Source organism: Dryocola sp. LX212, assembly GCA_041504365.1.
Lineage (GTDB): Bacteria > Pseudomonadota > Gammaproteobacteria > Enterobacterales > Enterobacteriaceae > Dryocola.
In genome coordinates, this window is sequence record CP167917.1 from 2983447 (window position 1) to 2996545 (window position 13099).

A 13099-nucleotide genomic window follows, 5' to 3' on the forward strand; every position below is an offset into this window, starting at 1 on the left:
GTTACCATGTATGAAGATCGCTGGCGGTATCCGTCATATAACGAACGCCACTGATGGTTGGCAGCAGCTGATTGATCAGACGGTTCCAGCGGGTGACCGGTGCGGTAGTGACATAGACCACATCGTATGGCTGAAGCTGGAATTCGGTGCCCATCACCAGCGAGGTGGCATCGGACATATCCAGCTGGTAGATGTTGGCGATTTTGCCGCCCTGCTTCTCTTTAAGCGGTCGAATCACGAAGATGCCGCTGGCGTTCGAGGCGGTCATGTCCAGCCCTTCCGCCTGGCCCAGCGCTTCGGTCAGCGTCATGCCGCTGAAGTCCATCTTCAGAGTGGTCTGCTTCTTCACTTCGCCCATCACGAAGACTTTCAGGTCGTCGTTGCGCGGCACAAAGAGGATGTCCCCCGGGTACAGCAGATGGTTCTGGCTCAGATCGCCGTTCTGCATCAGGGCCTGCAGGGAAATACGCTTCTCCTGCCCATTGTGCGTCAGGACGACGTTGCGCCAGTCGGCCAGATCTGTCAGGCCGCCCGCGGCGTTGATAGCATCCAGGACAGTTAACGGCACGTTGGTGATCGGCTGCTGGCCAGATTTATTGACCTGGCCTGAGATGTACGCTTTCTGCGAGCGGAAGGCGGCGATATTAACGTCCACCTGCGGATCAGCAATGTACTGCGCAAGGCGGCCGGTAATATCACTACGGATCTCGGCAAGGGTTTTGCCCGTCACTTTTATTTTGCCCACGTAGGGATAGAAAACGGTGCCGTCGGACTGCACCCAGTTACCGGCATCGCTTGAGCTGCGGTACTGGCCCGCTGGCGTGGTTAGCTCAGGGTGGTCCCAAACGGTCACGCTCAGCACGTCCCCAGGCCCGACGCGATATTGATACTGGGAGATCTCCTGGTCCAGCGACATATTTGGCTGTGCGACGGCAGGACGCACGCGTAATTGCTCAACCAGACGTGGCGTTAAAGGATAAACGTTGACCATGCGATCCAGATCGAAGTCTGCATCCTGCTGCTTGATAACATCTTTTCCCATCGTAGACATATTGCTACCGGGAAGTACTGTGCAACCGCTCATCAGGGTTACGGATACCAATAAAGGCATCAATTTAAGTTTGTATTTTATCATTGAGTATTTATCACTATGGCAGAGTAATTATCCTGAGCGAATAAAATAAGCGACCGAATATCATGAGGACGCACCAGAAAATTGAACATACTGACCGCCACAAAATAACTGGCATCAGTCCTAAAACTCGCTTATTTCCCGACATCTTATTGACAGAATAATTGAGGCTTAAACTCTTGCTTTCGGGCATGCTACCGCCCTTGGCTTACAGTCACCAACCCACTGAAAAGAAAGCAGATAATAAGAGATCTCCGAACTTAAGACAAATCTGTAGTATTTATCTTTTATGCGGAGTTACGAGTAATGAAGCGCTAAAGTGCCACACCAATCAATTATAAAAAAATACATTCCTTGCCAGACACTGGTTTCGATTGTTACAGCTAACCCAGGCGCAGGCAAGGCACCAAATGATAAGAAATAGACTTTTAAGAATAATATTAAGCACACAAAACATACGTTTTAGGATTTTCTTTATATTGACAACAATGAAGAGCAAACGGCAGGGCTAGCATTACAGATATATCTTATATATATAATGTCATATTTATTTCTTATTCCTGCCTTAAGGCGTTAATTTTTTTAATTGTTTACCCTTGTTACTGCAAGGTTATATAAAAAACAAAGCTTTTTAACCCTACTACTTAAGATTATTCTCAGGGTGTTATTGCATTTTGGCTAAGGGTTATCCATTCTTTTCATATAGCATAACTTATATAAGGCTTTGCCTGCCGCAGACTTTTCACCCACTGCTAAGAGGAAAAATAACGCCGTATGGAATGGATCGCCGATCCCTCAATCTGGGCTGGACTGGTCACGCTGGTGGTTATCGAGCTGGTACTTGGCATTGATAATCTGGTCTTTATCGCCATCCTGGCCGAGAAGCTCCCCCCTACGCAGCGCGACAGGGCCAGAATTACAGGCCTAATCCTTGCCATGCTAATGCGCCTGCTGCTGCTGGCGTCAATCTCGTGGCTGGTAACATTGACGAAACCGCTATTTACCTTAGGCAGCTTTGGCTTCAGCGCCAGGGATTTGATTATGCTCGGCGGTGGTCTGTTCCTGCTGTTTAAGGCCACGGTGGAGCTGAACGAGCGGTTGGAGGGCAAGGACAGCGAAACGCAAACCCAGCGTAAAGGGGCGCGCTTCTGGCCGGTAGTGGCGCAGATCGTTATTCTGGACGCCGTTTTCTCCCTGGATTCGGTGATTACGGCGGTGGGGATGGTCGACCATCTGGCGGTCATGATGGCGGCGGTGATTATCGCCATCAGCCTGATGCTGCTCGCCAGTAAACCGCTCACCCGTTTTGTGAACGGCCACCCGACCATCGTCATTCTCTGCCTGAGCTTCCTGCTGATGATAGGCTTTAGCCTTATTGCGGACGGCTTCGGCTACCAGATCCCAAAAGGCTACCTGTACGCCGCGATTGGCTTCTCGGTGATGATTGAATCCCTCAACCAGCTGGCGATATTTAACCGTCGCCGCTTTCTGTCGGCGAACCAGTCCCTGCGCCAGCGAACTGCGGAAGCCGTGCTGAGGCTGCTGAATGGGAAAAAAGAGGAGGCGGAGCTGGATGCGCAAACGGCCTCGCTGATCGCCGACCACGGCCCGCAAGCCGATATCTTCAATCCGCAAGAAAAGCTGATGATTGAACGCGTACTTAATCTAAACCAGCGCACCGTCAGCAGTATTATGACCTCACGGCACGACGTTGAGCACCTGAAGCTAAGCGAGAGCGAAGCGCATACCCGGGAGATCCTTGATAAAAATCAGCACACCCGCATTGTGATAACAGATGAGAATGATGAGATCCTGGGTGTAGTCCACGTTATTGATTTGCTCAACCAGTCGCTTAAAGGCGAGCCTCTTAATATAGAAACCCTGATCCGCCAGCCGCTGGTTTTCCCAGAAGCGCTGCCGCTGCTTCAGGCGCTTGAGCAGTTCCGCAACGCGCGCACGCACTTTGCGTTCGTGGTCGATGAGTTTGGTTCGGTGGAAGGCGTGGTGACGTTAAGCGACGTTATGGAGACCATTGCGGGCAACCTGCCAAACGAAGTAGAAGAGATAGACGCCCGGCACGATATCCAGAAAAATGCCGACGGCAGTTGGACGGCCAACGGCCATATGCCGCTGGAGGATCTGGTGCAGTACATTCCCCTGCCGCTCGACGAAAAGCGCAGCTACCACACCATCGCGGGCCTGCTGATGGAGTACCTGCAGCGCGTTCCGGGTGCCGGAGAGACGGTGAAAATCGGCGGCTACGAGCTGAAAACGCTGGAAGTTGAAAGCCACCGGGTGCAGAAAGTGCAGATTATCCCGTTGGGGGAGGATGAAAACGAATGGGAGTACCCCTAATCGGCCCATCCGCCAGCTGTCGATTTCTGCCGGAGGCTTCCTGAAGGAGTGCTAAATCATTATGTTGCGCATCACTTGAAGTAGCCCTACGGTACTTATCGGATGATGCCGATAAGTACCGCTCGAAAGGTTAATCCAACAATTTTCTCAGATCGTCCGCTTTACTGCTATCAGGATGTTTATCGAGCCATTGCTGGAGGCGTCGCTTCGCTTCATCCTGTACCTGATTACGCAGCACCGAGTCGACCTGAAGGCTGTAGTTCAGTTTCTGCCATGGCCCGTAAACGCGCAGTGGGATCGGGGTATTTTTTAACATTGAAACAAGCTCATCATTCCCTTCCCAGCCGTCGGTCACCGTGACGCCAAAGCGGGTATCACAAACTTCCTTCACCAGATCCATGGTGCCTTCACCGGTAAGCTTCAGCACGGCGGAATTCCCGACCATATTGTTCAGCGCCAGCTGGCCGTTTTTCAACGTGGCAGCCGCGCTGAAGCTTTCCAGCACGGTCGCATTGTCATAATCCTGCTTTGCTTTAACGCCGCTGTTGCTGCGCTCAACCGCCTGGGCAATCATCTGCTGGAAGTTCATGCCCTGCAGATGGGAGTCAGCCATGGAGACGTCGGCCTTGCCCTGCCATGAGCGACGGAATGCGTCGGCATTAAGCTTGTCGCCGGTGAACGCCCCCTGCATGGAGAAGCTGCCGGACAGGGAAATGGGATAATCAAAGGCGGTGAGTATTGGGCCAATCTGGATATTGTCTATTTGCGGCTGGAAGCTCAGCTGCGGCTCATCTTTGCGCGCATCAAGTATACCCGGAAGGGACATTTTACCTTTACCAAACTGCCCCGTTAGCGTAGAAATCTTCAACAAACCGAAGTCGTTAGTCATGTCCGAATGCACGTCCGAGAAGGCGAGACCGCGCCAGCGAACCGCTTTCGCAGCCAGCTTCACCTGAGCGCTAAAGCCACGCAGGCTGCGGTAGGTGGTGTCTTCCAGCCCTGTAGCAATAACCGGCCGAGGGAGGCTGCTCTGCTGTTGCCCGCGCTGCGCCGCTGCGGTGTCAGTCACGGCGGAAGCAACAACCAGGTTATCAAAGTTGAGGTTGCTGGACTGGAGATCGGCCACCCACTGCGGTTTATCCAGCAGGGTGACGCTTGCTGCCCCCCGGATATCGCTCTCATTAGCGGTCAGCTGCATCTGTTTTAGCTCAAGTTTATGGCCCGGCTGCAGCCAGCTGATTTGCAGCGTACCGTTACCGGTAATCCCCTGCTTCGGCAGGTCGGCACCAATTAACTTGTAGTCCAGCTTCGAAAAGGTGGCATCAAGCTTCTGCGGATAGTCACGGGTACTCAGGTCCGCGACAAAAGATAAAGAGAGGTCACGCTGATCGCGATTAATACGGCTGCTGAATTCAATGTGCGCCCGTTTGTTGTCGTCCTGCTCCATCTGCAGGTTAATGTTGCGCACCGTGACCTGCTCATCGTCGTCGTGCTGGAATACCAGTACGCTGTCGGCGACTTTGAGTCTGGCGATATCAAAAGACCAGCCTTGCTCCGGTTCAGGCACCGGATTGTTGCCGGAAGGGCCGACCGGGGCATTTTCAGGCTTACGCGCTTCGGTTTCCGGCGTCAGCTGGACAACCGCACCTTTTAGCATCACCTGACGAACCTGCAGCTGATGGGATAGCAGCGGCAGAAGCGCCACATCAAGGCGCATATTATCTGAGCTGACCAATGGCTGAATCGCCCCCGGGGCAGTCAGAGACATCCTGCCGGATAAAATACTCAGCTGCGGCCAGACGTGCCAGCGCAGGGGCCCGTCCAGCCTGAGCTGGTATCCGCTGCGCTGTTCAACCTGGTGCACCATATAAGCGCGAAAATCATTGGGATTGACCAACAGCACCAACGCAGAAAGGCCGGCCACTATCACGACCAGCAAAATCATCAGCGTGGTTAATAATCGTCTCATTGGATCCTCAGTTCAGAAATCGGGACGTCCGCTTAGTCTTTGTCGATGCGGCTGGCAACGGCACCTTGCTGATCGCGATACTTCGCGTCCTGACGACGGTTGTAAGGGCGAGCGGCGGGACCAGACAGCGGCTCAAAGCTTAGCGCACCAATCATCATGCCGGGACGTAACGCCAGCGGCAGCTTGCCAGAATTATAAAATTCAAGAACGATACAGCCGTGCCAGCCCGGATCGATACGGTGGGCGGTGACGTGTACCATTAACCCTAAGCGCGCCAGCGACGAACGTCCATCGAGCCAGCCCACAAGGTCGGAAGGAATCGTTACCGACTCAAGCGTTACCGCCAGCGCAAGCTCACCCGGATGGAGGAAAAATGCGTCGCCCTCACCAAGAACGATTTCATCGCTCATGACCCGCTCAAGAGAAGCAGTCACTTCATCTTTTGGCCCGCTAAGGTCGATGAACGGTGCGGTATGGCCGCTGAAGGTACGGAATTTATTACCCAGACGGACGTCAACGGTAGCACCGTTGATACGCTCAACCGGCGGACGTGGCGTAATAGTTAATCGCCCGTCATCAAGCCAGGCCTCTATATCGCGGTCACATAAACGCATCGCAGATTCTCCTTATCAGGCAGTTTTGTTTACCCTGCCATACCGGGCGGCAGATATCCACGGCAGGCAGCTAATAACTGGTAATTCATTGTAACTTACGGGCGCGGGTGAAAAGCGCTCGCGCTTGAACCCCTGCGGGGCTACTCGAAGAACTGGCTGATTTTCGCTTTCAGAATGTCGATAGCAATGCGGTTTTTACCCCCACGCGGCACGATAATATCGGCGTACTGCTTAGAAGGCTCAATAAACTGCAGGAACATTGGACGGACGGTTTTCTGGTATTGCGCCATAACCGAATCCATTGAGCGACCGCGCTCGTTAACGTCTCGCTTCATGCGGCGCATCAGGCAAATATCCAGAGGCGTATCCACAAAGATGGAGAAGTTCATCTCTTCACGCAGGCGGGCGTCGGTAAGTAACAAAATCCCTTCCAGAATAATGACTTTCTTTGGCACCAGATGCACCGTACTGGCCGTACGGGTGTGCTCAACATAGCTGTAGACCGGCAATTCGATGGCCTTACCCGACTTCAACGTTTGCAGATGCTGGAACAGCAAATTGTGGTCCATCGCGCTTGGATGGTCGTAGTTGGTCTTGACTCGCTCTTCCATCGACAGATGGCTTTGATCTTTGTAATAGCTGTCTTCTGGAATAACACCAATGTGTTCATCACCAACCTGATCGCGTAATTCACGATACAGCGTGCTGGCAATAAGACTTTTCCCTGAGGCCGATGCGCCGGCGATCCCAATGATGACGCATTGATGAGACTTGTCAGTCATGTTGTAAACGAGCCTTGTTGACTTAATGTGAAGGAAGGGCGACGCAGATGCGTCAAACGCGCCAATTATAGGGAGTTCCGGCGGGTGATACCAGAGTAATACTAAGTGACTGCTGATTTAGCTTAGGCAGGCGAAATATATCGTTCGAAACATCAACAATACGAAGGGATCGGCGGAGAATGTCATAAATGAAAATAAGCAGCGTTCAGCGGCACTTTTTATAACACGTTGATGTTAAATTATGAGCGCACGGCATAGGAATTGTAAAATCTTTGTACTAGCATAAAACGAAACAACTCATTTTTCTTGCATCCGGGCGTTGCACCTGGCGGCACTGCCTTAACGGATTTAGTGGGAATGACCAAAACTAAAACAAATAATATTGTCGCCACCCCTCCCCTTTTGCTGCTGGCGGGCCTGGGGTTACTGAGTTTTGTATTTACCCTTTACTCGCTGGAATTATCCCTGCTTGGCACCGTTCTGGCGCCGCTTTGGTTTCCGACCGCCATTATGATGGTCGCCTTCTTTCGTAACCCGCTCCGCCTGTGGCTGCCAGTCATTATTGCCTGTTCAGCAGGAAGTCTGGCGGCGTCCGCCGTGCTGTTTCCGGTTAGCGAAATCAATCCCGGCTTCACCGCCATCAATATTGTAGAAGCTCTGACGGGGGCGGTGCTGATGCGTCGCTTCCTGGCGCCGGACAACCCGCTGCAAAATCTCAACAGCTGGGTCCGCCTCTCGCTTTGCAGCGCCGTAATTCCGCCGATTATCGGCGGGGCGTTGGCAATCTGGCTCACCGGAGCGGAAAGCGGAACGGAGACGAAAACCTTCTTCGTCTGGGTCTTATCAGAGGCCATAGGCGCGATGGCCCTGCTGCCAACCGGTCTGCTATTTAAACCACGCTATTTACTTAGCACCCGCCATCCAAAGCAGCTGCTGGAAACAGCGCTGACGTTTATCGTCACGCTGGCGCTGAGCTGGCTGGCGCTGCGCTTTATGCCGTGGCCGTTTACTTTCATCATCGTCTTCCTGATGTGGAGCGCCATTCGCCTGCCTCGCCTGGAAGCCTTTATTATCTTCCTTGGCACGCTGATGGTGGTTTCCGCCATGATGGCGACAAACAGCGTGTCTATGGTCGTCCCGCACGTTACCGTGGTCGATAACGCCCCCTGGCTGCCCTTCCTGATGATCCTGCTGCCCGCCAACGTCATGACGATGGTCATGTACTCGTTCAGGGAAGAGCGCAAGCATATCACCGAGAGCGAGGCACGCTTTCGTAACGCGATGGAGTATTCCGCCATCGGTATGGCGCTGGTCGCCATTGAAGGCCAGTGGATTCAGGTTAATAAATCCCTGTGTAACTTTCTGGGCTACACCCCGGCCCAGCTCCGGTCGCTAACCTTCCAGCAGATTACCTATCAGGAAGACCTGCACGCTGACCTTGTCCAGCTCGAGAAACTGGTTTCCGGTGAACTGAATAGCTATTCGATGGAAAAGCGCTACTACACCAGCAAAGGTGACGTTGTGTGGGCATTACTGGCCGTTTCGGTGGTAAGGGATACCGACGGCACCCCGCTCTATCTGATTGCCCAGATTGAAGACATTAACGACCTCAAGCATACCGAGTGGATTAACAAACGCCTGATGGAACGTATTACGCTGGCGAACGAAGCAGGCGGCATCGGCATCTGGGAATGGGACTTAACCAACGATGTGCTCAGCTGGGACAAGCGCATGTTCGAGCTCTACGAAATCTCCCCTCACCTTAAGCCGACCTATCAGGTTTGGGCCGAGTGCCTGCTGCCTGAGGATTTACCCGAAGCGGAAAAAGTGGTCCACGAGTCCCTGCGGGCGCGCATGCCTTTCAAAATTGAATACCGCATCAAAGTGAAGGATGGCATTCGCCATATCCGCTCGCTGGCCAACCGGGTGCTCAATAAAAACGGTGATGTAGAGCGTCTGCTTGGCATCAATCTGGACATGACGGAAGTTAAACAGCTGAACGAAGCGCTTTATCAGGAGAAAGAGCGTTTGCACATCACGCTGGACTCCATCGGCGAAGCGGTGATCTGTACCGATATCGACATGAACGTCACCTTTATGAACCCGGTGGCGGAAAAGCTAAGCGGCTGGCCCCAGGCGAGCGCCACAGGTCAGCATATCCTGTCAATTCTGCACATTACCTTTGGTGACAATGGGCCTGCCATGGAAAACATCCACAGCGGTGATTTCTCACGTATGGCCATCGAGCAGGACGTGGTCCTGCACTGCCGTAACGGCGGCAGCCACGATATTCATTACAGCATTACGCCATTAACCACGCTGGACGGCCAGAGCATCGGCTCCGTATTGGTGATCCAGGACGTGACCGAGTCGCGTAAAATGCTAAAACAGCTCAGCTACAGCGCCTCCCATGACAGCCTCACCCATCTTGCCAACCGGGTGAGCTTCGAAAACCACCTGAAGCGGCTGCTGCAAAGCGCGGCGGAAAATCGCCAGCGCCATGCGCTGGTATTCATCGACCTCGACCGCTTCAAAGCGGTTAACGACAGCGCAGGCCATGCGGCGGGGGACGCGCTGCTGCGCGAGCTTTCTTCACTTATGCTCAGCATGCTGCGCACCGGGGATTTCCTGGCACGCCTGGGCGGCGACGAGTTTGGCCTGCTGCTGCCGGACTGCTCGGTGGACAGCGCCCGCCATATCTCAGAGCGCATTATCAAGAGCATTAACGACTATCACTTCGTCTGGGAAGGCAGGCTGCACCGCATCGGCGCCAGCGCCGGGATGACCCAGATTCACGCGGATAACCGTATTGCCTCAGAGGTACTCTCACAGGCGGATATCGCATGTTATGCCTCCAAGCACAGCGGTCGCGGGCGCGTCAGCGTTTATGATGCGCAGCAGCCAATGCAAAACAGCCGCAGCACGCTGCCCATAGATGAACAATGGCGCATCATCAACGATAATCCGATGCTAATGATTGCGCAGGCCATCGCCCCCCCGCGCGTGCCGGAATCCACCAGCTTCTATCTGCTGCAGCTGAAATTCTGGAACAGCGAAGGTGAGGTACTGGACGAACAGGCCCTGCGCAGCGGTATTACCGACAACGAATTGCACCAGGCCCTGGACCGCCGGGTATTCAACGAGTTCTTCCGTGATTTTGCCCAGCAGCTTGCACTGAAAGGCTTCGGCGTGGCGCTCCCGCTTTCCAGCGCCGGGCTTGCCTGCAGCAGCTTCATCGACGAGCTTTTAAATCTGCTTTCCCGTAGCCCGCTGCCGGCACGTCTGCTGCATTTGCAGGTCGGCTGCGAGGTCCTCTTGACAGAAGACGGAAATATTCGCGAGAACCTGCAGCGTCTGCGCAGGCAGGGCTGCCAGCTGGTGCTGACGCAGGTGGGGCGAGATCTGGATATCTTTGACAAGATTAGCCGTCAGGACTTCAGCTACCTCATCGTGGACAGCGAGCTGATTCAGAACATCCACTGCAATTTAATGGATGAGATGATGGTCACCATCGCGCACGGACACGCTCAGCGCCTGAAAATTCAGACCATCGCCGGCCCAGCCGATATGCCGCTGGTGATGGATACTCTTTCAGGCATCGGCATAGACATGATTTATGGCGAAACTATCAGCATGGCTCAGCCGCTGGGGATGCTTATCAACACCAGCTATTTCGCGATTAACTGAGGAGTTGTTAACAGAATAAGAAAACGGCGCTTCATCAGCGCCGTTTTTTCATTTTTAAAGACTTATGCTTCGCGGGCTTTTAGCCACAGAACATCACAAATTTCATCAGTGGGTTTGAATCCGGTTGGAGCCTGCAATAAAAGCTCCCTGATTCGATTCTGATTGAATTCTGTGCACGCGATTTCAAGCTGCTCAATATACTCCTTAAGCTCATTCCATGGCAGCATCACTTCGTTTGCCGTCATGATTCTTGGATGCTGGGTACGCAGGACGCTATCTCCTATCAACAGCTCCTCGAAGAGTTTTTCACCCGGCCGTAAGCCGGTTGTTTTGATCTCGATGTCGCCATTGACGTTAGTAGCATCACGAATGGTTAAGCCACTCAGCGTAACCATTCGGTGCGCCAGATCGATAATTTTAACCGGCTCTCCCATATCCAGTACAAATACGTCGCCGCCACTTCCCATAGCACCAGCCTGAATAACCAGCTGAGCGGCTTCCGGTATGGTCATGAAGTAACGGATGATATCCGGGTGAGTCAGCGTTATCGGGCCACCGGCATCAATCTGCTTTTCAAACAGAGGCACAACGGAGCCCGACGATCCCAGTACATTACCGAATCGAACCATACTGAAAAGGGTAGAAGGTTGCTGAGCAGAAAGCGCCTGAAGCACCAATTCGGCCATGCGCTTAGTCGCGCCCATGGTATTCGTAGGTCGAACAGCCTTGTCGGTTGAAATCAGCACAAAGTTTGGGACATGGCAATTAATAGCAGCCTGAGCACAGGCCAGCGTACCAAAGACATTGTTGCGTACGCCATCCGTAACGTTATATTCGACCAGCGGCACGTGTTTATAAGCGGCTGCATGGTAAATAGTCTGGACATGGAAACTTGTCAGGACACGTTCAAGATGCTGCTGATTTTGCACGTTACCGAGAACAGGATATAAAACAACATCAAGCCTTTCCTCGGCAATGTAAGCTGAAAGCTCGCGCTCAATCGCATACAGTGAAAACTCCGACATTTCAAAAAGAACCAGCGTTTTCGGCCCGTTGCGCAAAATCTGCCTGCACAGTTCAGAACCGATAGAACCACCGGCGCCCGTCACCATAACCACTTTACCGGTGATATTCCTGGAGATCAGCTCAGGCACTGGATCGACCGGATCGCGGCCCAGTAAATCGGTAATGGATACTTTCTGCAGGCTATCAATCCGCGCTTTCCCTTCTACGAGATCGACCATGCCCGGTATCGACAGCACTTCACAAGGCAGACCTTCAAGCATGGTGATAACTTCGTTCTTACGTGAACGGGTGGCGCTGGGCATAGCGAGCAGGATTTTTTTCACTTCATATTTTTGCACTAACCAGGCGAGTTTTTCCGGCGGATAAACAGTTACGCCATGCATCACGCTTCCCTGCAACCGGGGATTATCATCAACAAACGCCACTGGGTAATATTCCGCTGCCTGGCTCAACGCGGGTAGCAGCTGCCGGCCAGATGCGCCGGCACCATAGATAATCACTTTTGTACCCAGCCTTAATCCCCGATTTACGATCATTCGCAACGCGAGTCGAGAGCCGCTGATCAACAGGACCCCGAAGGAGAAATAGATAAACGGAATGGTGCGGGGCAGATAAAGGTTGGTGTAAAACGCCGCGATAATAAGCAGGAGTGAAGAAGCCACCATTCCCGCTGCTACTGCGACAAAAACTTTAGCGGTGATGTATCGTATAACGGCACGGTACAATCCAAGCTTCACAAAGAAAGCAAGGGTAATCAAGACAATAGAAAAGATTAGCTGCCAGTGCGCCAGACTGGAAAGCGGGGTCATCGAGTCTATGCGCACCCAAAATGCAAACCAGAACGCAAACAGCAGAAGAACAATATCAATCCCCAGGGTAATCAGCCTTTTTGCCGGTCTGGGTAAGGTCAATAAAAACGTTAGCATAGTTTTAACCACTTCATTCTGAGCATCATGCTCGTGAGTTCAAAGTTGATCCAGGAGCGCAGACAGCAAAAGCTTCTGCAAATGCACCAAAGCCACCACGTGACCCTGCCTGTACAAAAGCACCTTTTCCGATGTGACACCCCCCCGCCAGCTGCACACCCACTCCCAGATGGGCGAAATCCTCCAGGACACCATCATGGTCCACCGTTGAGTTACAGTTGATGATAGTGCCCTCACCTGCCCGCACGTTGGCACCGATGACCACACCCGCAAACACCACGCTACCCTTTCCCAGTAGAGCGGAGGGACTGACGCATGCTCGAGGGTGCACAAGCGTGGCGAGTGCCAGGCCTTCTTCTTGTAGCTGAACGTGCAGTTGCTCCCGGATGCTATTGTTACCAATACCGATGATGGCGTGGGTAAAAGAGGCCTGATTTTTTTTGAGGTGATCCATACGTCCGACTATCGGCGGCAACGAGGGAGCATTGGGCTCCCATGAGTCATCCAAAAAAGCAATATTTGAATAGATGCCAGTCAAAGCAGCCAATTCAGCTATTGAACGGCCGTGCCCACCAGCACCCAAAATCAGCAGACTGTTGTCCATGCCT

At 53.0% G+C, this 13099-nt stretch carries 8 protein-coding genes; 2 read left to right on the forward strand and 6 right to left on the reverse strand.

The annotated features are described in order from the left end of the window. Position 1: 1 nt before the first annotated feature. Positions 2-1135, reverse strand: a complete 1134-nt coding sequence (locus tag ACA108_14525; protein XEX94592.1) for a polysaccharide export protein — start codon at positions 1133-1135, stop codon at positions 2-4. Between the two features lie 771 nt (positions 1136-1906). Here ACA108_14525 and ACA108_14530 point away from each other — a divergent pair. Then, a complete protein-coding gene (locus ACA108_14530; protein ID XEX94593.1) occupies positions 1907-3487 on the forward strand; it encodes a TerC family protein in 1581 nt (526 codons plus the stop codon). 130 nt (positions 3488-3617) lie between these two features. On the opposite strand, the gene asmA is transcribed toward ACA108_14530, so the two are convergent. The 3 genes from asmA to udk form a co-directional block, all read right to left on the reverse strand. After that, positions 3618-5456: an outer membrane assembly protein AsmA gene (gene asmA, locus ACA108_14535; protein ID XEX94594.1), complete on the reverse strand. Its 1839-nt coding sequence runs from the start codon at positions 5454-5456 to the stop codon at positions 3618-3620. A 32-nt stretch (positions 5457-5488) separates the two neighbouring features. Beyond that, complete coding sequence (dcd, locus tag ACA108_14540) at positions 5489-6070, reverse strand: dCTP deaminase (GenBank protein ID XEX94595.1); 582 nt, start codon at positions 6068-6070, stop codon at positions 5489-5491. Between the two features lie 140 nt (positions 6071-6210). Then, a complete protein-coding gene (gene udk, locus ACA108_14545) occupies positions 6211-6852 on the reverse strand; it encodes a uridine kinase (GenBank protein ID XEX94596.1) in 642 nt (213 codons plus the stop codon). A gap of 357 nt (positions 6853-7209) precedes the next feature. Here udk and ACA108_14550 point away from each other — a divergent pair, with 357 nt between their 5' ends. Beyond that, the gene (locus ACA108_14550) at positions 7210-10539 is read left to right on the forward strand and encodes a diguanylate cyclase (protein ID XEX94597.1); all 3330 of its coding nucleotides are present in this window, start codon (positions 7210-7212) and stop codon (positions 10537-10539) included. A 62-nt stretch (positions 10540-10601) separates the two neighbouring features. Here the strand turns inward: ACA108_14550 and ACA108_14555 are convergent, their stop codons facing one another. Together ACA108_14555 and ACA108_14560 are read right to left on the reverse strand one after the other, a co-directional pair. Then, positions 10602-12374: a polysaccharide biosynthesis protein gene (locus ACA108_14555; GenBank protein XEX94598.1), complete on the reverse strand. Its 1773-nt coding sequence runs from the start codon at positions 12372-12374 to the stop codon at positions 10602-10604. Between the two features lie 142 nt (positions 12375-12516). Continuing rightward, positions 12517-13095, reverse strand: coding sequence for a sugar O-acyltransferase (locus ACA108_14560; protein ID XEX94599.1), 579 nt, complete (start codon positions 13093-13095; stop codon positions 12517-12519). Between the last annotated feature and the right edge of the window lie 4 nt (positions 13096-13099).